Source organism: Amycolatopsis sp. NPDC026612 (genome assembly GCF_040638285.1).
Lineage (GTDB): Bacteria > Actinomycetota > Actinomycetes > Mycobacteriales > Pseudonocardiaceae > Amycolatopsis.
The window spans coordinates 1-20922 of sequence record NZ_JBEZYB010000036.1; the positions used below are offsets into that span (position 1 = coordinate 1).

At 70.1% G+C, this 20922-nt stretch carries 20 protein-coding genes; 7 read left to right on the forward strand and 13 right to left on the reverse strand.

Annotated elements, in window-relative coordinates:
• Nucleotides 1-67 precede the first annotated feature (67 nt).
• Entirely contained in the window at nucleotides 68-1849 is a 1782-nt protein-coding gene (locus tag AB0F15_RS27680) for a multicopper oxidase domain-containing protein (protein WP_360276164.1), read from the reverse strand.
• 189 nt (nucleotides 1850-2038) lie between these two features.
• Here AB0F15_RS27680 and AB0F15_RS27685 point away from each other — a divergent pair, with 189 nt between their 5' ends.
• Together AB0F15_RS27685 and AB0F15_RS27690 are read left to right on the forward strand one after the other, a co-directional pair.
• A complete protein-coding gene (locus tag AB0F15_RS27685) occupies nucleotides 2039-2833 on the forward strand; it encodes an HAD-IIA family hydrolase (protein WP_360276167.1) in 795 nt (264 codons plus the stop codon).
• Between the two features lie 37 nt (nucleotides 2834-2870).
• Nucleotides 2871-3671 carry a metallophosphoesterase gene (locus tag AB0F15_RS27690; RefSeq protein WP_360276170.1) on the forward strand — a complete coding sequence of 267 codons (801 nt, stop codon included), beginning with the start codon at nucleotides 2871-2873 and terminating at the stop codon, nucleotides 3669-3671.
• Here the strand turns inward: AB0F15_RS27690 and AB0F15_RS27695 are convergent.
• From AB0F15_RS27695 to AB0F15_RS27720, 6 genes are all read right to left on the reverse strand, one after another.
• On the reverse strand, nucleotides 3668-4042 hold the full coding sequence (locus AB0F15_RS27695) for a YccF domain-containing protein (protein WP_360276173.1): 375 nt from the start codon (nucleotides 4040-4042) through the stop codon (nucleotides 3668-3670). The genes AB0F15_RS27690 and AB0F15_RS27695 overlap by 4 nt on opposite strands.
• Entirely contained in the window at nucleotides 4042-4791 is a 750-nt protein-coding gene (locus AB0F15_RS27700; RefSeq protein ID WP_360276176.1) for a PhzF family phenazine biosynthesis protein, read from the reverse strand. Before AB0F15_RS27700 ends, AB0F15_RS27695 begins: the two co-directional genes overlap by 1 nt.
• Before the next feature lie 64 nt (nucleotides 4792-4855).
• Nucleotides 4856-6307: a hypothetical protein gene (locus tag AB0F15_RS27705; protein ID WP_360276179.1), complete on the reverse strand. Its 1452-nt coding sequence runs from the start codon at nucleotides 6305-6307 to the stop codon at nucleotides 4856-4858.
• A 2-nt stretch (nucleotides 6308-6309) separates the two neighbouring features.
• Complete coding sequence (locus tag AB0F15_RS27710) at nucleotides 6310-6786, reverse strand: hypothetical protein (protein ID WP_360276182.1); 477 nt, start codon at nucleotides 6784-6786, stop codon at nucleotides 6310-6312.
• Nucleotides 6787-6888: 102 nt separating this feature from the next.
• Nucleotides 6889-7410, reverse strand: a complete 522-nt coding sequence (locus tag AB0F15_RS27715) for a DUF3558 family protein (protein WP_360276185.1) — start codon at nucleotides 7408-7410, stop codon at nucleotides 6889-6891.
• 85 nt (nucleotides 7411-7495) lie between these two features.
• Nucleotides 7496-8209 (reverse strand): ESX secretion-associated protein EspG, encoded by a 714-nt coding sequence (locus AB0F15_RS27720; protein ID WP_360276188.1) that lies wholly within the window; start codon nucleotides 8207-8209, stop codon nucleotides 7496-7498.
• 157 nt (nucleotides 8210-8366) lie between these two features.
• Between AB0F15_RS27720 and AB0F15_RS27725 the strand changes: the two genes are divergently transcribed.
• On the forward strand, nucleotides 8367-10025 hold the full coding sequence (locus tag AB0F15_RS27725; RefSeq protein ID WP_360276190.1) for an AMP-binding protein: 1659 nt from the start codon (nucleotides 8367-8369) through the stop codon (nucleotides 10023-10025).
• A gap of 133 nt (nucleotides 10026-10158) precedes the next feature.
• Here AB0F15_RS27725 and AB0F15_RS27730 read toward each other — a convergent pair whose 3' ends face one another.
• Together AB0F15_RS27730 and AB0F15_RS27735 are read right to left on the reverse strand one after the other, a co-directional pair.
• Nucleotides 10159-11127, reverse strand: a complete 969-nt coding sequence (locus AB0F15_RS27730; protein ID WP_360276193.1) for a R2-like ligand-binding oxidase — start codon at nucleotides 11125-11127, stop codon at nucleotides 10159-10161.
• Between the two features lie 21 nt (nucleotides 11128-11148).
• Nucleotides 11149-11733 carry a TetR family transcriptional regulator gene (locus AB0F15_RS27735; RefSeq protein WP_360276195.1) on the reverse strand — a complete coding sequence of 195 codons (585 nt, stop codon included), beginning with the start codon at nucleotides 11731-11733 and terminating at the stop codon, nucleotides 11149-11151.
• Nucleotides 11734-11828: 95 nt separating this feature from the next.
• Between AB0F15_RS27735 and AB0F15_RS27740 the strand changes: the two genes are divergently transcribed.
• Nucleotides 11829-12446: an HAD family hydrolase gene (locus tag AB0F15_RS27740; RefSeq protein WP_360276198.1), complete on the forward strand. Its 618-nt coding sequence runs from the start codon at nucleotides 11829-11831 to the stop codon at nucleotides 12444-12446.
• On the opposite strand, the gene AB0F15_RS27745 is transcribed toward AB0F15_RS27740, so the two are convergent.
• A complete protein-coding gene (locus AB0F15_RS27745; protein WP_360276201.1) occupies nucleotides 12443-12679 on the reverse strand; it encodes a hypothetical protein in 237 nt (78 codons plus the stop codon). The genes AB0F15_RS27740 and AB0F15_RS27745 overlap by 4 nt on opposite strands.
• Nucleotides 12680-12809: 130 nt before the next feature.
• On the opposite strand from AB0F15_RS27745, the gene AB0F15_RS27750 reads away from it, so the two are divergent.
• Nucleotides 12810-13196 (forward strand): cold-shock protein, encoded by a 387-nt coding sequence (locus AB0F15_RS27750; RefSeq protein ID WP_360276364.1) that lies wholly within the window; start codon nucleotides 12810-12812, stop codon nucleotides 13194-13196.
• Here the strand turns inward: AB0F15_RS27750 and AB0F15_RS27755 are convergent.
• Genes AB0F15_RS27755 through AB0F15_RS27765 form a run of 3 tightly spaced genes read right to left on the reverse strand, consistent with a single transcriptional unit; the run spans nucleotide 13193 to nucleotide 16405 of the window.
• On the reverse strand, nucleotides 13193-13669 hold the full coding sequence (locus AB0F15_RS27755; RefSeq protein WP_360276204.1) for a DUF2771 family protein: 477 nt from the start codon (nucleotides 13667-13669) through the stop codon (nucleotides 13193-13195). The two genes, AB0F15_RS27750 and AB0F15_RS27755, sit on opposite strands and share 4 nt — an antisense overlap.
• Before the next feature lie 10 nt (nucleotides 13670-13679).
• On the reverse strand, nucleotides 13680-15587 hold the full coding sequence (locus tag AB0F15_RS27760; RefSeq protein ID WP_360276207.1) for an MFS transporter: 1908 nt from the start codon (nucleotides 15585-15587) through the stop codon (nucleotides 13680-13682).
• A gap of 50 nt (nucleotides 15588-15637) precedes the next feature.
• The gene (locus AB0F15_RS27765; RefSeq protein WP_360276210.1) at nucleotides 15638-16405 is read right to left on the reverse strand and encodes a glutaminyl-peptide cyclotransferase; all 768 of its coding nucleotides are present in this window, start codon (nucleotides 16403-16405) and stop codon (nucleotides 15638-15640) included.
• 51 nt (nucleotides 16406-16456) lie between these two features.
• On the opposite strand from AB0F15_RS27765, the gene AB0F15_RS27770 reads away from it, so the two are divergent.
• Together AB0F15_RS27770 and AB0F15_RS27775 are read left to right on the forward strand one after the other, a co-directional pair.
• Nucleotides 16457-18100, forward strand: a complete 1644-nt coding sequence (locus tag AB0F15_RS27770) for a DUF3027 domain-containing protein (protein WP_360276213.1) — start codon at nucleotides 16457-16459, stop codon at nucleotides 18098-18100.
• Nucleotides 18097-20910, forward strand: coding sequence for a molecular chaperone Hsp90 (locus AB0F15_RS27775; protein ID WP_360276216.1), 2814 nt, complete (start codon nucleotides 18097-18099; stop codon nucleotides 20908-20910). The genes AB0F15_RS27770 and AB0F15_RS27775 overlap by 4 nt, the downstream gene beginning before the upstream one ends.
• The last annotated feature ends 12 nt before the right edge of the window (nucleotides 20911-20922 follow it).

Consider the following 20922-nt stretch of genomic DNA (forward strand, 5'->3'; position numbering starts at 1 on the left):
CTGGTCGTGAGTGGTAATCAGGGTTCTAACCCGAATTACCACTCACGACCGGGCCGCGGCAGGCCGCTCAGCCATCGTGGTGGTGGCTGCCGCCCGGGTGGACGTGGAACTTCGCCACCTCCGGCGGGTGCACCACGAAGGGCCGCATCATGCCCTCGTCCTCGTGGTCGAGGATGTGGCAGTGGTACATGAACTCGCCGGTGCCGCCACCGAACTGCCCGGCGACGCTCACCCACTGGCCGGGGTTCACGATGATCGTGTCCTTCCAGCCCTCCTCGTACTTCTCCAGCGGGACGTCGGTGAAGCCGTCGATCGGCTGGGTCGTCCGCTCGGTGGCCTGGTCGAACGTCGTGGTGAATGCTCTCCGGAACAGGGCCTGGAACTCCGTCAGGTGGATGTGGATCGGGTGCGCGGGGCCGCCGTTGGCCACGTGCACGATGTTCCACACCGCCCACCGGTCGTGGTCGATGAAGATCCCGGTGGTGTCGTCGAAGACCCGTCCGATCATCCGGAACGTCTTCAGGCCGCCGTTGGGGTCCTGGAGCTGGATGATCCCCTGTCCGCCCGGATCCGCCTCGACCTGCTCGAGGTCCCACAGCTCCGGGTGGCCCTCGGCGTTGAGCAGGAGCGCGACCCAGACGTGGTCGTGGTCCTCCGGGAGCGTCGTGCCGTGCACCAGCCGCGTGTAGGACGCCGAGATCTTCTCCGGCAGCGTGAACGGGTCGTGCTTCGCCCGGCTGTCGACCCGGAACTCCATCAGGTCCGGCTCCACCCCGCCCAGCCGCGGGTCGGCGTTGCGCAGCTTGAGCTTCTGTCCCGGGAAGCGGCTGAAGTCGATCAGGACGTCGAAGCGTTCGGCCGGGGCGACGGTCAGCCCGGCTGACGGCAGCTCCGCCGGCGCGGGCAGCAGGCCGCCGTCGGTGCCGATCAAGCGGACGGCTTCGTTGTGCGGGACGTTGTTCTCGTCGACCAGGTTCAGCGTGTAGAACCGCGAGTTGGCCGCGTTGAGCAGCCGGAAGCGGTACCACCGCGCGTCGACGTCCACGTGCGGCCAGATCACGCCGTTGACCAGGTTGAACGGTCCGGTGAACGGGAGCAGCGTGCCGTTCGGCAGTGCGGGGACCTTGAACAGCAGCTGCCCGGTGAGCGCGTGGGTCACCGGGTCGGTGTCGAGGTTCCGGTCGGTGATGATCAGCGGGACCTCGTGGTCGCCGTGCGGCAGGCCGAGTGCGTCTTCCTCCTCGTCACGGATCAGGTACATCCCGGCGAGGCCCGTGTGGACGTTGAAGCGCGTGATCGCCATGGCGTGGTCGTGGTACCACAGCGGCATCGCCTGCTGCCGGTTCTGGTACTCGGCCAGCTGGGACGTCCCCTTGAGGCCCGCGTTGTGCGCCCAGCCGTCGTTGCCGGCGTTGGTCCGCGAGCCGTGGAGGTGGACGACCGTCCAGGACGGCAGGTCGGCGACGCCCTCGATGATCGAGTAGCCCTTCTGGTCCAGTTCGCGGCCGGGGCGGCTCGCCGGCGCGGTGGCGAGCGGCCCCTGAACGGCGGCCAACGGGAACTCGCCGTCGATTTCGTTCGACCACGAAATCCGCAGTTGCTTGCCGCTGCGCACTTCGATCGTCGGACCCGGGAAATGCCCTCCGTACGTCCACAGCGTACTTTCGGGCAATTCCGAGTGCAGCCGCTGCCGCTTCACGATCATCGGAATCGTGATCATGTCCTGGCTCCACCACGAATGCGGCCGGAGCACCGGTGGAATGGGCAGCGGGTCGAGGAACTTGGTGAGTCCCCAGTTCGGTGCGGTGATCGGCCCGGTCGTCGCCGGGCGCTCGATGATTTCCGTCATGATTCTCCCCCTTCGGTGCGGGGGCAGGAAGAATTGCGCGGCGGCGCGCACGCCGTCGACGTAGAAAAGTATTCCCCCGAACCCCCTCGGTGACCGGACGCGCGACTCCCCTCGCGGTACCGGCAATTTCAATGGTAGCCCTTTTCGGCGTGCACCGCAGGTGTCTCGCGCGCGTGATAGGTTTCGCCCATGAGCGAACGCCGGTGGACGTACCTCTCCGACATGGACGGCGTCCTGGTGAAGGAGGAGCACCTCGTCCCGGGGGCCGACGAGTTCCTCGCCGAGCTGAAGGCGAACGGCATCGACTTCCTGGTGCTGACGAACAACTCGATCTACACCCCGCGCGACCTGCGGGCCCGGCTGGAGCGCACCGGGCTCGACATCCCCGAGGAGTCGATCTGGACCTCGGCGCTGGCGACCGCGAAGTTCCTCTCGTCGCAGCGGCCGAACGGCTCGGCGTACGTCATCGGCGAAGCGGGCCTCACGACGGCGCTGCACGAGGTCGGTTACGTGCTGACCGAGCGCGACCCCGACTACGTCGTGCTGGGCGAGACCCGCACGTACAGCTTCAGCGCGATCACCCGCGCGATCCGGCTGATCGAGGGCGGCGCGAAGTTCATCGCGACGAACCCCGACGCGACCGGCCCCAGCCTGGAGGGCTCGATGCCGGCCACCGGGTCCGTCGCGGCGCTGATCGAGAAGGCCACCGGGCGGTCGCCCTACTACGTCGGCAAGCCGAACCCGCTGATGATGCGCTCGGCGCTGCGCCGGCTCGGCGCGCACTCGGAGTCGACGCTGATGATCGGCGACCGGATGGACACCGACGTCCACTCGGGGATCGAGGCCGGGCTGCAGACCATCCTGGTGCTCACCGGCATCTCCACCCGGGAGTCGGCTGATCGCTATCCGTACCGGCCCACCCTGGTGATCGACTCGATCGCCGACCTGGTGGGGCGGACCCAGGACCCGTTCGGCGAAGGCTGACCGTGGGCCGGGCGGGAGCAGGGCTTATCGTCACCGGATGAGCAAGTCGACGTACGTGGTCGGCGACGTCCACGGACACCGTGACGAACTCGCCGACGCGCTGAGATCCGAAGGCCTCGTCGACGAGGCGGACAACTGGTCCGGCGGCGAGGACGAGTTGTGGTTCCTCGGCGACTTCGTGGACCGGGGCCCGGACGGCGTCGGGGCGATCGACCTGGTCATACGGCTCGAAGAGCAGGCGGCCGAGGCCGGCGGCCAGGTGCAGACGCTGCTGGGCAACCACGAGATCCTGGCACTGGGGATGTACCACTTCGGCGATGAGCCGGTGCCGTCCGACTTCGGCCCTCGCAGCTTCGCCCGCAGCTGGGAGATCAACGGCGGCCTGCTGTCGGACCAGGACCGGCTGACCCCGGAGCACATCGAATGGCTGGCCGCGCGTCCGCTGGCCGCGGTCGCCGCCGACCACCTGCTGCTGCACTCGGACACGCTGGAGTACCTCGACTGGGGCTCGTCGATCGAGGAGATCAACGAGGCCGCGGCCGAGATCCTGACCGGCTCGGACATCGAGGCGTGGTGGGACGTCTGGCGCCGCATGACGACGCGGTACGCCTTCCGCGGCCCGGACGGCGAGGAAAACGCGCAGAAGCTGATGGATGTCCTCGGCGGGTCGCGGATCGTCCACGGGCACAGCGTCATCGCGGACCAGCTGGGGATCCACCCGACGCAGATCGAGGGCCCGTTCCTGTACGCGGGCGGCAAGGCGCTGGGGGTCGACGGCGGCCTGTTCGTCGGCGGGCCGTGCCTGGTCGTCGAGCTGCCGTACGAACCGGAGTCCTAGGCGATTTCGACGATCTCCTTGCCGAGCGGCACCAGCGACACCGGGATCATCTTGAAGTTCGCGATGCCGAGCGGGATGCCGACGATCGTGAGGCACAGCGCGATGCCGGTGACGACGTGCCCGAGCGCCAGCCACCACCCGGCGAAGACGACCCAGACGACGTTGCCGAGGCACGACGCGACACCCGCGTCCCGCCGGTCGACGACCGTGCGCCCGAAGGGCCAGAACGCGTAGCGCGCGATCCGGAACGACGCCAGCCCGAAGGGGATGGTGACGATCAGGACGCAGCAGATGACGCCGGCGACCAGGTAGCCCACGGCCATCCAGAAGCCGCACAGGACGAGCCAGATGATGTTCAGCAGGGTGCGCATCAGACGTGCAGCTCCCCGCTCAGGACGGTGACGGCCTGGCCGGCGATGTGCACCCGATCGCCGTCCTGGCGGGTCCGGACGACCCCGCCGCGCTTCGAGGCCTGTTCCCCGGTCAGTTCTTTGGTGCCGAGGCGTTCGGACCAGTAGGGCGACAGGATGCAGTGCGCCGAGCCGGTGACGGGATCTTCGTCGATGCCGACGCCGGGGGCGAAGAAGCGGCTGACGTAGTCGTCGTCCTTCGCGGTGACCAGCAGCCGTCCGGTCCAGGTGTTCCCGAGCTTCGCGAGATCGGGTTCGAGGGTGCGCACGGCCTCGGCGTCGGGCAGGACGGCGAAGAGGTTCTCGACGCCGCGCCCGGTGTACTCGATCTCGACACCGGGGAGGATTTCGGACAGGTCGTCGTCGGTGGGCCGAGGCGGGTCGGAGGGGAAGTCGAGCTCGATCCAGCCGTCCGCGGCCTTGGCGCGCAGTTCGCCGCTTTGGGTGGTGTAGGTCTGTTCGCCACCGAGGACGTGGGTGACGGCGAGGGTGGCGTGCCCGCAGAGCGCGACCTCGACGGAGGGGGTGAACCACCTGAGCGACTTGGGGCCGCTGCCCGTCGTCACGACGAAGGCGGTCTCGGCGTGCTTCATCTCGCTGGCGACGGCCTGCATCCAGCCGGCCTCGGCGGGTTCGTCGAGCAGGACGACCCCGGCAGAGTTCCCGGCGAAGGCACGATCGGTGAAGGCGTCGACGATGAAGAAGCGCATGACCCCAATGTAGCCGCGGCTTCCGCTGTCGATCTTGGTACGGCGGAGATTCCAGGGATGTCCCCTAGGACGTCTCCCCGATGGTCGGCCGCACGATCTTCTCGCCGTCCGGACCGCGTTCCGGCTTGAGGTCGAAGACATCTTCGTCGACGGCGTACTTGTTCTTGTGCTCTTTGTCGTCGTCCTTCTTCTTGCCGGCCCCGCCCCCACCGGCGGCGCCCGCACCACCGGCCTTGCCCTTGGCGGCCGCGGCCGCGGTGGCCCCACGTTCGAGCCGCTCGCCCGGTTTGCCCGTCCCGGAGCCTTTGCCTTCACCGGGCACCTCTTTGGGCACGCTGCCGGCGCTCCCGGACACCCGCGCCCCGGCGAACCCGCTCCCGGCCCGCCCGATCCCGGACTTCGAGCGGGTGATGTCCCCGCTGCCGGCGCCGCCGCCTGTCGTGGTCCCGGGCATGGCGAGCCCATCGGGCGTCAGGCGCCCGAAACCACCGGCGGCGGGTGCGGTGCGGAAGTTGGTGTTGCCGCTGAAGGTGCCGGTACCAGTGGAGGTCCCGGGCGGAACGTAGTTCGGCGGCGCGGTGCCGGGTGGCGTGGCTCCCGGAGGGGTGGTGCCGCCGGGGAGGTAGCTGCCGGTGGTGCCCGGGCCGCCGGGTCCGCCGGGTCCGCCTGGTCCGGTGCCGCCGATGGTGGGGGTGCCGGTGAAGCTGGTGCTGCTGGTGCCGTGGAACCCGGAGGCGGAGGTGGAGTCGCCCTGCCCGAGCTGGGGTGGCGGGGTGTAAGTGGGCTGGGTGCTGGCCGTCTCGTGGTAGGTGGAGTCGAGGTTCTGGAGGACCTGCACGGCTTGCTGATGGGCGGCATCGGCCTGCTGTTGCTTGGCGGCGACGTCGTTCATGGTCTGCGTCGCACCGAGCAGATCACCCGACTGGTACTGCTTGGTGGCTTTGTTCATCTCGGTTTGCTGGTTGAACCCGGTGGGTTCAGGCATGTTCTTCTGCGCATAGTCAGCGGCGGCGGCCTGCTGCGAGTAGCGGTTGGAGCTGAGCTGAGCGGCGTTCGCGGTGTCACCTGTGTAGGTGGCGGTGCTCTGGAAGAAGCTGTGTGCCTGGGCGGCACCCGCGCCTTGCCATTCGATTTCGCTCGAGTTGACGGCGTCGTTCGCCGCGTTGGAGACGTCGGCCAGCCAGTTCCCGAGTTTGTTGGCGACCCGGCCGCGGTCGTCGAGGTCCTGAGGGCGCATGTTGTCGTGCACCATGCCGTAAAGGTCTTCGTGCGTACTGGAGGCATAGTTCTGCCCCGGCGCGGGCGCGTCACCGCGGGTGGCCTGGTTGTGCAGCAGGGATTTGCCCTGCTCGACGGAGTACTGCGCGGCCTGGTTCTGCGTCTGCGGGGTGACTCCATCGCGGGCGTCGCCTCGGTCCTCAGCGCCGAAGCGGTGCACGTTCTGCTGCAGCTTCTGCTGCGTCTGCGCGTAGAAGTCGCCCTCGTACTGGCGATGCTCGGCGTGTTCGTGCGCCATGGTCACTCGCTCCCGCGAAGCTTGGCGAAGGTCTGGCTGTGTGCATCTTCGGTTTCGCGGTAGTTCTTGCGGGCGATCTCGAGCGCTTCACGGACCTGGATGAACCCTTGTTTCAGCAACTCGAGGTTCGGGATCAGCGACTGGTCGCCGTCGGCAGCAACTTTCGCGTTGAAGTCGGCTATGTCCTTCGCGTAGCTACTCGAACCCATGCCGGGGGCTCGGGCGAGGAGCTTCACGTCGTGGAAGATTTCGTCGAATTCGTGGATGAACCGGTCGCACACCTTGGTGTACGCATCGAATCCTGCCTGGTTGATCCCGAATCCGCCGTTCTCGGCGAGTGACTTGAACTGCTGGGCGCCGGCGTTGAGCCGCTTGGCACCCTCCTCGTCGACCGGGACGTCCAGCAAGCCTGACAGGAAGTGGCTGCCGGCGTCACCCGCTGCAGGTGGCTCGCCGCCGAAGTGTGCACCCGTCGTCATCGTCCACCCCTCTCGACACCGTGCGTACCCGGCCCAACTGTAGTAGTGACTATCCGCCGTGTCAGCAGGTCCGTGAGGTCGGCAACCCGTTGAGGGACGGTCTCAGCCGTTCGCGGGAAGAAGGCGTTCGACCTTGGACGAGACGTCGTTGGCCACCCCGCATGCCTCCGCGGTGCCTGCTGTCTGAAGGGTGACCAGGACCGTGGCCCGCGACTTCGGCTTCGCCTCCATGGAAACGTCACAGGAGCCCGTGCCCCCGAGTGCGTCGCGCTCCTGTACGGCAGGTCGCCCGTTGACGTCTCCGGTCACGGCCTTGCCCGGGGCGGTGGTGATCTCGTTGATCGTCTGTCCAGGCTGGAGGGCGAGACCGATTACGCCGTAGTCGGTTTTCTTGGTGTCACAGTTGTGGGCTGCGTCCGCGTCGCTCCGCTTCGCGGCCGGGTAGCCCTGACCCGCCAGCACCTGGTCGAGCAGCTTGCACGGATCCATTCCGGCGAACGGGTTGTCGCTCGAACCACCGGTCGCGGTGGTCGAAGTAGGGCTGGAACTGGGCGTGCCCGCAGCTTGAGGAGTGCCCCCCACCTTGCTGTCGCAGGCGCTCAGTACGAGCGCCAGCGTGGCCAAGGCGAGGACGGTGGCGCGAAGGCGAACTGCTCGGGTCACGACCTGAACACTACGGGTAGGCCGCGCGCGGGCGCGAGGATGCAGGTCACCGGTGGGTCGTCTCCGCGATGCGCTCGTGCAGCCACCCTCTCAGGTGACCACCGTCCGAGGGGACGAACGTCAACCGCGACTCGCCGCCGGACAGCGGCTCCGTGAACGTCAAATAGCGTCCCCCGTCGGTGTCCACGAACGTCACCGTGCCCACCGGGCGAAGGTTGCCCTGCCCGATGCGCGTCGACAGCTCGAACGTGCCGTGCCGGTGCGGGGTCCACTGGGCGTACTCCTGCAAGGCTTCGATGTCCGGCTTCCGGCTCGGGCCCTGCGTCAAGGTCAGCGCGGCCACCGGCAGCGGTGCGTAGAGGGGGAGGATGCCGATCAGGGAATCGACCAGGTGGTCGGGGCGGATCCGGACGAAGCTGATCGCATCCGGCACCAGCTCCGAGTAGACCCCAAGGCCGTGGCCGATCGTCGCTCGGTAGAACACCTGACGGCCGTCCGCCACCTCCGCGGCCCGGACGATGATCAGCACCTCCGGCTGCGTCCACGCCCGGAGGGTCTGCTCCACCTCGATGTCCAGCTTCTCCGGCCCCGCCAGCCCTCGCGCGCGCAGCGACTCCCAGGCTGCCGCCATGATGCGGTCGTGCTCTTCCAGCGTGTGGCCGGGGCTGGGGATCTCGAACGGGTGCCAGTGTGCCGGGAGGGCGGTGCGGCGAATCGCGGCGGCGACCTCCGTCAAGCCCAGCGAGAATTCCTCCGGCACGTCTCCGAGCGTAGCGGAACCGGCACCCCGCGCCTCCGGCCGTCGAGGACGTCGAGCGGCCGGCCGAAAGGCGGCTCGAAACGGCTCCGCGCGGTCGCCACGAGCGGGTTCGCTTCCTAGACTCGGGAGGCCCGACGAAGCTGTCCGAGGAGTCACCATGCCTGACGCGCCTGCCCTGCCGAGTTACGCCTCAGGAATCTCGGACGTCCCGCTGCTCGGGGACACCATCGGGGACAACTTCGATCGGACGGTGGCCGCGTTCGGGGAGCGGGACGCCCTCGTGGACCGGACCGCCGGGCGGCGGTGGACCTACCGCGAGCTGGCCGCCGAAGTGAACGCCCTGGCGCTCGGGCTGGTGGCGCGGGGCATCGGCAAGGGCGACCGGGTGGGGATCTGGTCGCCGAACCGGGCGGAGTGGACGTTCCTGCAGTACGCCACGGCGAAGATCGGCGCCATCCTGGTCAACATCAACCCCGCCTACCGGGCGCACGAACTGGAGTACGTGCTCAACCAGGCCGGGATCCGGCTGCTGGTCGCGTCGGACGCGTTCAAGACCTCCGACTACCCCGCGATGGCCGAAGAGGTGCGCGGCAAGTGCGCGCGGCTGGAGCACGTGGTGATCCTGGGCGGCGACGGCTGGCAGGCGCTGCTGGACGCCGGACGCGGTGGTGATCCGGCACTCCTGGCGCACCTGCAGGCCGGGCTGTCGGCCGACGACCCGATCAACATCCAGTACACCTCGGGCACCACGGGCTTCCCCAAGGGCGCCACCCTCAGCCACCACAACATCCTCAACAACGGCTACTTCGTCGGCGAACTCTGCAACTACACCGAAACCGACAAAGTCTGCATCCCCGTGCCCTTCTACCACTGCTTCGGCATGGTGATGGGCAACCTGGCGTGCACGAGCCACGGCGCCTGCATGGTGATCCCGGCGCCGGCGTTCGATCCGAAAGCCACCCTGGAAGCCGTGGCCGCCGAGCAGTGCACCTCGCTGTACGGCGTTCCGACGATGTTCATCGCCGAACTCAACCACCCGGACTTCGGGAGCTTCGACCTGTCGTCGCTGCGCACCGGCATCATGGCGGGCTCGCCGTGCCCGGTCGAGGTGATGAAGCAGGTCATCGACCGGATGGGCATGAGCGAGGTGTCGATCTGCTACGGCATGACCGAGACGTCGCCGGTGTCGACGCAGACCCGGTCCGACGACTCGATCGAGCGCCGCGTGTCGACGGTCGGGCGGGTCGGGCCGCACCTCGAGGTCAAGGTCGTCGACCCCGAAACCGGCCTCACGGTCCCGCGCGGCGAGCCGGGCGAGCTGTGCACGCGCGGGTACTCGGTGATGCTCGGGTACTGGGAACAGCCCGACAAGACGGCCGAGGCGATCGACGCGGCCCGCTGGATGCACACCGGCGACCTGGCGGTCATGGACGGCGACGGGTACGTCAACATCACCGGCCGCATCAAGGACATGGTCATCCGCGGCGGCGAAAACCTGTACCCGCGCGAGATCGAGGAGTTCCTCTACACCCACCCCGACATCCTCGACGCGCAGGTCATCGGCGTCCCGGACGAGAAGTACGGCGAAGAGCTGATGGCCTGGGTCCGGCTGCGCGAGGGCGCGGAACCGCTGACGGCGCAGATGGTGCGCGAGTTCTGCTCCGGAAAGCTGGCGCACTACAAGATCCCGCGGTACGTCCACGTCGTCGACGAGTTCCCGATGACGGTGACCGGCAAGGTCCGGAAGGTCGAGATGCGCGAGAAGTCGATCAGCCTGCTGGGCCTGGAGCAGGCCGCCGCCACGAAGCACGCCTAAACCACCCGGGACGTTCGGACGTTGCCCCTTCGCGATCCGCGAAGGGAGGCCACTGATGATCATCCTCGGCTGGGAGTGGTGAGCGGCTGAACGCCCGTGGGAGGCCCCTTCGTGAAGGTGCCTCCCACGCGGCTCAGGACACCGCCGCGGCGGCCTCCGCGATCGCTTTCGCGTCCTCCTCGCCGAACGTCTCCTCGAGCTGCTCCGGCGAGTAGTCGACGTCGATCTGCTCCGGCGGCATCCCGCGCGCCGACTCGATCGCGCCCAGGCGGCGCTGGGCGCGGTCTGCCGCGTACTGGATGATCTCCTGCGGGTCGTTGTCGAACGGCAGTTCCTCGAACTGGTCCTGCACCCACTGGATCATGTTGAGCGCGTGCGGCAGCAGCTCGCCCATCCGCTGCTGCACCGCGTCCCACAGCGAATCGTCCGCGGCGACGTGCCGGCGGCACGTGAACGTGCCCCAGGCCATGTGGCGGCGCTCGTCGTCGCCGATGCGGCGGATCAGCTCCTGCATGCCCGGCAGGATGTCGTGCTGGGTGCAGATCAGCTGCCACGAGTAGTAGCCGGTGAGCGCGAGGCTGCCCTCGATGACGTGGTTGTACGTGACGCTCGCGCGGATCTGGTTGAGCGGGCTGGGATCGTCCTCCAGTGCCCGCAGCGACTGTGGCAGTTCCTCGTAGAACAGCTTGCGGTAGTGCGGGTTTTCGGCGACGAACGGGTGGAGGTCCTGCGTCAGCCCGACCGAGTCCATCCAGCGCCGGAACACTTCCGTGTGCTTGGCTTCCTCGAAGCAGAACTGCGTCAGGTACATCTCGTCGCCGAACCGGCCGGTCGCCGACATCGCCCGCATGAACGGCTGGATGTCCTCGGTGACGGCCTCTTCGCCGGCGATGAACTGCGCGACGAGGTACGTCGTCGAGCGCTGCTGCTCCGGGTCGAGCGTGTCCCAGCCTTCGCGTTCACGGCTGAAGTCGATGTCGGCCGGGTTCCAGAACTTCTTGTTGCCCTTGACGAACAGCCGCAACGGGAACGAGTCCCAGTTCAGGCCGCCCTTGCGCAGCGAGGAGAAACCGGTGCGCAGTTCGGGGAGCGGGTCGGTCATCGTTTCACTCCGATAGACGATTCAGTGGACGAATTGGCGGATGGCGGGTGCCAGCACTGCGGTGACGGAATCGGCCGCTTCGGCCGCCGAATGCGTGGAAAGCACCAGGTGCGACAGGGAAAGGCGCACGACGGTCTCCGCGAGCAGGGCCGCGGCTTCGGCGGACAGCCCGGGTTCGAACTCCCGGTACTGCTCGGCGGCGAGGCCCGCGGCCGCGCTCAGGATCGGCTCGCCCCTGGTCGTGAGCAGCGGCAGCAGATCTTCGCCGGCTTCGGTGCCGAGCGCCGCCGCGACCAGGCGGTTCTCCCGCGCGTGCTCGATCGTGTAGACGACGGCGTGGTGGATGCCCGCCAGCAGCCCGTCCGCCGTTTCGAACCGCTGCCGGATCCCGTCGAGGAACTCCGACGCGGTGCGCAGCGCCACCGCCTGGGTCAGCGCCGCCTTGTTCCCGAACTCGTTGTAGACCGTCTGCCTGCTCACGCCGGCCTTCGCGGCGACGTCGGCCATCCGCAGGCCCGCGTGACCCCGGTCGGGCAGCAGGTCGGCGGCGGCGTCGAGCAGCGCTTCGCGCAGAGAAGCCTTCGTCCGCTCGGTGAAGCTGGTCACACTTTCACCTTGACACAGATCCCTCTGCTGTCAAGGTGCTGTACACGATCAGCAGGCACGTAAATTTGTCGGTGGCGGCGGTTACGGTGGTCGGCGTGGGCATCACTGTGGGCTTCGACCTCGACATGACACTGATCGACGCGCGGCCGGGCATGGCCGCGGCGATGAACGCGCTCGGCGTCGAATCCGGTTTGCCGCTGGACGGCGCCGCGTTCGCGGCCAACCTCGGGCCGCCGCTCGACGACATCCTGCGCGGCTTCGAAGCGCCCGAGGAACGCATCCCCGGGCTCGTCGACCGGTTCCGCGCGATGTACCCCGAGGTGGTCGTGCCGAGTGCGGTCGCGCTGCCGGGCGCGGTCGAGTCCCTTCGCGCGGTGCGGGCCGCCGGCGGGCGCACGCTGGTCGTCACGGGGAAGTACGGGCCCAACGCCCAGCTGCACGTGGACGCGCTCGGGCTCGACGTCGACGAAGTCATCGGCGAGCTGTGGTCGACGCAGAAAGCCGAAGCGCTGCTGGCGCACGATGCCCGCGTGTATGTCGGAGATCACGCCGGTGACATCCGGGGTGCGCTCGCCGCCGGGGCGATCCCGGTCGGCGTCACCACCGGGCCGTGCGACCGCACGCTCCTGCTGAGCGAAGGGGCGGAGGTGGTGTTCGAATCGCTGACCGAGTTCCCGGACTGGTTCGAGAAGACGTTCGCAGCCGTCGCCTAGTTCTTGGCGCGCGCTTCCAGGACCAGGGCGATCAAGCCCAGCAGCAGCCCCAGTGGCGTGATGACACCGGCGGCGAGGGACAACCAGACCGGCAGGTTCTCCAGACCGGCGGCGAACATGATGAACACCGCCAGCACGGCGAGCATGCCGAGGCCGAACAACCCGATGCCGACGCGCATCAGGAACGGTTTGCCGGGGGTAGCCACCGCGGCCTCCTTCGACGTGGTCTTCATGACGCAGAGGGTATCCGCCGGTATCGACTTCTCCCCAGGGCGTGTGGCGAGATACCCTTTCAGGAGCGCGCCCTGGGTACGCCCCGGGCGCGTTCGTCGTGAGCGGACAGCAGAAGGACTGGTGAGGGAAGTGCCGACCGGCAAGGTCAAGTGGTACGACGCGGAGAAGGGGTTCGGGTTCGTCACGCAGGACGGTGGCGCCGACGTCTACATTCGCAAGGCCGCGCTGCCGCAGGGCGTCGAGGGGCTCAAGGCCGGGCAACGGCTCGAGTTCGGCGTCGCCGACGGTCGCCGCGGGCCCCAGGCGCTCTCCGTCCGGTTGCTCGACCCGCCGCCGTCCGTCGTCGAGGCGCGTCGCCGCCCGGCCGAGGAGCTGCACGGCCTGATCGAGGACATGATCAAGCTGCTCGAGCTGAAGGTGCAGCCGGACCTGCGGCGCAACCGCTACCCGGATCGCAAGAACACCAAGCAGATCGGCGAGATCATGCGCGCCGTCGCCCGGGACCTCGATCCCTAAGCCTCCAGCCGGAGACCCCACACGTCGCTGGGCAGCAGGCCCGACTCGCCGGTGCTCGAGTTGAGCACGGCGGTGTACTTCTGCACGTCGACCGCCGAGATGCGGTCGGCGGGCGTCGGTGGGGTCACGGTGTAGGCGTAGCGGTCCAGCGACGTGAACGGGATCGGGTCGCTCTGCTTGTACTCGCCCCGCGGGGTGACGTACTCGTAGACGATCTGCCACGGCGCGTCCGCGACCTCGCCGGGTACCGAGATCTGCACCGGCTTGCCCGGGCGGACCTTCAGCGTCTGGGTGTCGCCCTTGGCGCTGCACGGCTGCGCGAGCTGCCGGGAGTAGTCACACGACAGCACCGGCGCGGTGTTGATCGTGTGGCCGTCGGCGTAGAAGGTGACCTCGGCCGGGCCGGGCGCCGAGCAGCCGGCCACCGCGAATCCACCGGCCGCAAGCAGGGCCACCACCCGGGAACGTCGCATGCGCGGGAGCCTACCGGCGGGCCCTCGGGTCGCCGGGCAGGCCCTGGGCCGGGAAGCTGCCGGTCGGCTCGGGGCGCAGCGGCCGGTCGCCGCCGAGGCCCGGCACCAGCGAACCGCCGCGGCGCACCAGGTACGTCTGCGTGAGGCCGACCGCCAGCACGACCGTGATCACCAGGAAGCCGATCCAGTACGTCGGCGGTAGCAGCAGGCCGACCGCCCCGCCGAAGCACCACGCCAGCTGCAGCACGGTTTCGGAACGGCCGAACGCCGACGCGCGCGACTCCTCGGGCAGGTCCTCCTGGATCACGGCGTCGAGGCTGATCTTCGCCAGCGCGCTGGCGGTGGCACCGACCAATCCGACGATCGCGGCCGTGGCGAGGCCGGGCAGCAGCGTCGCGACCAGCGCGGCCAGCACGGAGCCCGCCACGCACCAGACGATCACCTGGTCCGGGCTGCCGAAGTGCAGGCGCGAGCCCAGCGCGTTGCCGAGGAACCCGCCGGCGCCCGCCGCGGCGCCGATCACGCCGAGCAGCAGCAGCTGCGTGAACGGCGTCTGCCCGCTGCCCTCGGTCTGCGCCTTGACCGCGAACGCGGCGAACATCATGAGGAAGCCGGTCAGCACGCGCACCGAGCCGTTGCCCCACAACGCGACGACGATGTGGCGCCCCATCGGCTGACGGCGTTTCTTCTCCGTCGGGTGAGCCCAAAGGGAGGTCGGCACCTCGCCCTCGGTCGCCTCCACCCAGGCCGGGATCCGCATCGACTGCACCGCCGCGGCGACGCAGATCAGAGCCGTGAACCACAGCGCGCCCGCCGATCCGGAGATGGCGTTGATCCCGCTGGCCAGCGCACCGAACACGCCCGCGGCGACCAGGCCGAACGTGGTCAGCCGGGCGTTCGTCTTGGAGAGCGTGATCTCCGACGGCAGCACCCGCGGGGTGACCGCGGCCTTGAGCACGGTGAACGACTTCGACAGCACCATCATCCCGAGCGCGGCCGGGTAGAGCAGCCAGTCGTCGAAGTGCAGCGCCATCACGACGGCCATCAGCCCCTGGCCGATCGACGACGCGCACATCGCCAGCCGCCTGCCCCGCTGCACCTTGTCGAGCGCCGGGCCGATCACCGGCGCGACCAGCGCGAACGGCGCGATCGTGATGAGCAGGTAGAGCGCCACCTTGCCCTTGCTCTCGCCGCTGGTCGCGGCGAAGAAGAGGGTGTTGGCCAGCGCGATCGCCATCGCCGCGTCGCTCGCGTAGTTCAGCATCACGGCGTAGGTCAGCGAGGTGAGACCGGACTTTTCGGCGCCATCGGCCTTCGTGGCGCGCTGGAAGGCGCCGACGGCCTGGCCGGTCAGCTGACGGCTGCGCATCGCCGCGACCCGCGTGACGGTGATCTTCTTCGGCAGCTTCGGCGTGCTGCCCGGAGTCGGTGGCTGCTGGGGTTCCGGCTCGGGCGGCCGCGGCTCGCCCGCGTAACCGCCGGTGTCGTAGTGCTCGTACTCTCCGCTGCCGGGATGACGTTCGCCCTGGTAGAAGCCGCTGGGTGGCTCCCGGCGGACCGGTTCCGTGCGGTTCGGGTCATACGGCCGGGCCCCGCGCGGGGGCGGCGTCCGGTGGCCCGTCGGCGCGGCGGCGGTGGGGGCCTCGTTCGCGTTCGGCACCCACGGCCCGGCGTCGGGACGGCCAGCGCGTGGCGGCGGGGCGGGACGTTCGACGCGGGTGGGCGGCGGCGGGCTCTGGTGGGCGACGCGGGTGGGCGGTGGCGGGCTTCCGTGGGCGGCGCGCGGCGCGGCCGCGTCCCGCCAGTCCCTGGCCTGCGCGGCGCCCGGCTCCGGCGTCCAGCGCCGTTTGGACTTCCGGCCGTGCGGCTGACCCGGCTGGGTGCCGTCCGAGCCGGAGCGAGAGCCGAAGAGTGCCACGTGTCAATCCTGCCTTACCGGGGGCCGGTTCCGCCTGCTCATCCGTGCTTTCACGCCGGTGCCGGGACGAACCTCACCCGGAACGTGACCGGCCACTGCTTCCCGGCGAGGAGGAAATCGCCGGTTCCTGGGACGGCGGCGATACCGTTGAGCACGTCTTCGGCGCTCGTAGCGTTCACTTTCGCGCGCAGCTGACCTGCATCGATGGTTCCGGTCACGCGGCCGGTGGCGGCCTCGATCCGCAGGACGGTGTCGGTGTGCCAAACGTTTGCGTACACGTCGCCGCCGACGCACTCGAGCTCGTTGAGCTGATCGCGGCCCACGTCGACGCCCCCGGTGACGGCGAAGGTCTTCGGATCCCGGAAGGTGAGCCGCGCGGAGCCGTTGCTCATCACCAGCCGGCCGTCGTCCTGGTGGCACAGGCCCCAGCCTTCACCCTGGAACGGCACGCGCCGCAGCTCGGCGAGGGTGGCGGCGTCGCGTTCGATGGCGAACCCGTCCTGCCAGGTGAGCTGCCACAGCGTCGGCCCGAGGACGGTGACACCCTCGCCGAACAGCGGCGACGGCAGCGCGATCGTGGTGCGGGGGCCGCCGCCCGGCGGGCCGGCGGTGAGCGTCGACCGCCCGGCGAGTCCGGTGCTCTCGTACAGCGTGTCACCGGAGAACTCGAGGCCTTCGGTGAACGCCGCGGGATCGTGCGGCAGGGTCGAGAGCACCTGGACGGTGAGCCGTTCCGGGCCGGGTTCCTGCTCGGGAGCACCCGCGCAGCCGCCGAGGGAGGCGGCCAGCAGCAGGGCGGTGACGATCGGGGTGCGCACGTTGAACAGCCTGGCACGGGCGCCGCGGATGCGTGCGGCACAATTGGCCGCATGACTCTGCTGCTGACCCTGGACGACGGTTCCGTGCAGCGCAAACTCGCCGATGCGGTGGAGTTCGCGCGAGCTGCGGTGCTGGAGGACGAACCCGAGGAGCAGCTCGGCGCGCACGTGGGGGTCACCCGCGAAGACGCGGTCACGGCGAGTCACCTGTTCGAGGCCCAGGTACCGGGTTACGGCGGTTGGCGCTGGTCGGTGACGGTGGCGCTGGCGGGCGACGACGAGCCGGTGACGGTCAGTGAGGTCGTGTTGGTGCCGGGTCCCGCGGCCCTGGTCGCGCCGGCCTGGGTGCCGTGGGAGCGCCGCGTCCGGGCGGGCGACCTCGGAGTGGGCGACATCTTCCCGACGGACGAGAACGACCCGCGCCTGGCGCCGGCGTACCTCCAGTCGGACGACCCGGCGGTGGAGGAGGTCGCCCGCGAGGCCGGCTTGGGCCGGGTGCACGTGCTGTCCCGCATCGGCCGCGCCGAGGCGGCGGAGCGCTGGCACGGAGGCGAGTTCGGCCCCCGCTCGGACATGGCCCGCAGCGCCCCTGACGTGTGCGGGACGTGCGGGTTCTTCGTGCCGCTGGCGGGTTCGCTGCGCGGAGTGTTCGGAGTGTGCGGCAACGACATCGCCCCGGCGGACGGCCACGTGGTGGCGGTGGAGTACGGCTGCGGCGCGCACTCGGAGGTCGAGGTCGAGGTGACGTCCTCGGTCCCGGTGGCCGAGCTGGTGTACGACGACTCGCTCCTGGACTATTCACCGGAGCTGGACGTCGTGGAGACCGCGGCGGCCGAGTCCGAGACGGGCATCGCGGAGTCCGACGTGGCGCCGGCGGAAGTTGAGCCGGAGGTTGCGGCGGAACCGGAGTCGGTGGCGCTGGAGTCGGTGGAGGTCGAATCCGTGCAGGGCGAGTCAGCGCAGGCCGGGGCTGTGGCGGCCGATTCTCCGCAGGCTGAGTTTGTGCCGGGCGAGCAGGCTGGAGCGGTTGCTGCGCCGGTGGTTTCGGAGGCCGAGTCGGCTGAAACGGTCACCGAACCGGTGGTGGAGGTGGCCGAGGCCACTGAGCCGGGCGAAGTGGCGGCTTCGGTGGTGACCGAGCCGGGTGAAGCGGCGGAGGCTGCCGAACCGGACGCTCCGGCAGGCGCCGAGGAGGTTGCCGAGGTTTCGGCGGCGGCCGAGCCGGCTGTGTCGGAGGTGCCGGAACCCGCGGAAGCGGAGCCGACGCAGGCCGAGGTGACCGACGCGACCGAACTGCCGACACCCCCGGAGCCGAGCGAACCCGAGATGGCCGAAATTCCGGCGGCTGCGGAGTCGGACGCGGCGGAGGTGGACCCGCTTCCGGCGGAGGCGGCCGAGTCGCCGGTAGCCGAGGTGCTCGACTCTGCCGAGGCCGAGCGTGCCGAGCCGCAGGCGGCCGAGGTGTCCGGGTCCGCGGAAGCCGAGCGCGCTCCGGCCGCCGAGGTGGCAGAGCCCGCCGAGGCCGAGCAGCCGCAAGCGGCCGAGGTGCCCGAGGCTGCCCTCACCGGGGATGTGGTGACCGCCGCCGAGTCCGCTGAAACCCAGGAGGCCGGCCACACCGACGTGCCCGATGGTGACTCGGCTCCTCAAGCCGACGAAGCGCAGGCTCAGGTCGACAACGCTCCCGAACGGTGACCGGCGCCACTCCTGAGCCCGGGGATCCCTTCGGGACCGCGCGGCTCCGGGAAGCGACCCTGCGCGCCTGGCAGGACTCGCCCACCCGGCTCATCGAGGACACCAACGTCGAACGTGATCTGCGCGTTGGGGCCTATCGGGATCGGCTCTTCGTCGAGCTTGCGCAGAATGCCGCCGATGCCGCCATGGCCGGGGGGAAGCCCGGGCGGGTGCGGGTGTCCCTTGTGGACTCCGAACTCAGGTTCGCCAACACCGGCGCGCCGCTCGACGCGCGGGGGGTTGCCTCGCTCGCCTCGCTGCGGGCTTCCGGCAAGACCGGGGGAACCGTCGGGCGCTTCGGTGTCGGGTTCGCCGCCGTGCGGACCGTCTCCGATGAACCCCGCGTCGTCTCCAGTACCGGTGGGGTGGCCTTCTCCGTCGAGCGCACCAGGCAAGCCGCTGGGGTCGACGGGGACGTGCCCGTCCTGCGGCTCCCGTGGCCCGTTCCCGCCGACGTGCCGCCCGGCTTCGACACCGAAGTCCGGCTGCCGCTGCGGGACGAAGTCGACGGGCGCGTCCTTCTCGGCGAACTCGCCCGGGACGTCGCCGATCTGCTCCTCGCGCTGCCCTGGCTGGCCGAAGTGGACGTCGACGGTCGCGTTTGGACTCGGGAAGCCGACGGGGACGTCGTCGAGATCCGGGGTCCGGAAAAGAGTACGCGCTGGCTGACTCACCGCGGCGACGTCGTGTGGGCGGTTCCGGTCGGCGCCGAGGGGGCGCCTCGGCCGCTCGAAGAAGACGTTCTGCACGCCCCGACCCCGACCGATGACGGGTTGTCGTTGCCTGCCCGGCTGCTGGCGTCGGTGCCGGTCGAACCCTCGCGCCGTCGTGCGTTGCCGGGGCCTGAGCTGGCGAAAGTGCTTGAGCTGGCCGCGAAGGAGTACGTTGGGCTGGTTCGGCTGCTGCCGCCCGAACACCGGTTCGCGCTCGTGCCGACGCCGGGATTCCCCAAGTCTACTGTGGACGCCAAGCTCCGCGACGAAGTGCTCGGCGCTCTCAGTGCGGAACCGTGGCTGTCCACTCAGGACGGTGTCGACGTCTCCGGTCGCCAGGCCCGGGTGCTGGACGTCGACGTGCCCGGTCTGCCTGCGCTGCTCGCCGACCTCGTGCCCGGCCTGCTCGGGGGCGGTGCGCCCGCGCAAGCGCTGAAAGCTGTTGCGGTGCAGGTGATCGGCATCGAAGAGGTGCTGGAAACGCTCACCGGCGTCACCCGCGATCCGAGCTGGTGGCGAGACGTCTACGTGGCCCTGGCCATCGCCGTCGAGTCGCACGCGCTCGCCGCGGAACGGCTGGACGGTCTGCCGGTTCCCCTGTCGGACGGCCGGACGCTGCCGGGGGCCCGTGGCTGCCTGCTGGTGGAGGGCTCGGCCGAACTGCTCGACCTTCTGTCCGATGTGGACATTCCGGGGCTGCGGCTGGTGCACCCCGGCGCGTCGCACCCGCTGCTGGAACGATTGGGCGCCAAGCACGCCGACGCCCGCGAGCTGCTCAACGCCGACCAGCTGCGTGACGCCGTCGAACGCAGTGCCGAAGACGTCCGGTCCGGTTTGGACGGAACGACCCTCGCCGGCGCGGTCCTGCGGCTGATCGCCGACTGCGGGGACGACGCGCCGAGCTGGGTGGGTGCGCTCGCCCTGCCCGGCACCGGCACCTGGCGCCGCGCCGACGAACTCGTCCTTCCGGTGTCGCCGCTGCTGGACATCTTCGACGAAGAGGTCTTCGAGGAAGACGGCGCGCTGGACGTCCTCGACGAGGACTTCGCCGAAGACTGGCCGGTCGGCACGCTCATGGCCGCCGGGGTGCTCGACTCCTTCACGCTGGTCGTCGACGACGAGCCGCACGAGCCCGACCACGACCTGCCCGACGAGGAAACCTGGTGGGACTCGCTGCCGGAGCCGCCGTCGACGCTCGTCGCGATCCGGGACCTCGACCTCGTCGCCGACGACGCCTGGCCCGCCGCCCTGCGCCTGCTCGCCGCGCGACCCGAGACGTGGCACGCCCTGCGCACGCCCCGGGGACACGCCGCCTGGTGGATCGCGCAGTACGCCGTGCTCGGCGAGGCCGCGCCGAACGAGTGGCGCCTGCCGGAGGCCGATCTCGCCGGGCTCTACGACGAGGTCCCCGACCTCGGACTGAGCCTGCCGATCCTCAAGGCCGCCGGGGTGCGCGCCGACCTCGGCTTGTCCACTGTGGATGAGGCCGCTGACCTTCTCGGCCGGCTCGCCGACGAGGAACGCGCTGTCTCACCCGGGCTGACCACGCGCGCCTACGACGCCGTGGCCGAGTCCGGACTGGAGCCGCGGCCGCCGCGGGCCGTCCGGGCCGCCGACGGGTCCGTTGTGGACGACGCGCTGGTCCTGGACGTGCCGTGGGTCGCCGGGGCGCTCGAGCCCGACCGGTACGTGGTCGCCCCCGAAGAGCCCGAGCGGCTCGCGGACCTGCTCGACCTGCCGCTCGCGAGCGGCGCGCCCGCCGAGGTGACCAGCGAAGGCGAGTACGCCCCCTGGGGCGAGCTCCCCGCGCTGAAGCTCGTCGCGGACCAGCTCGGCATCCGGTTGCCGGACGGCGGTGTCCTGGTGCACGACCCGCTGACCGTGCGCATCGAGGGCGCCGAGCACGACGTCCCGTGGTGGTCCGATGACCGGCTGCACGCGGCCGACACGTCGGAAGGCCTGGCCCGCGCGTTCGCCTGGGCGGCGGGGCGCTGGCCCGACCGGCACCTGATCACCGCGCTGCTGGACGACCCCTCGCCGCGGACGCTGCTCGCGTAAGGCCGTAACCGG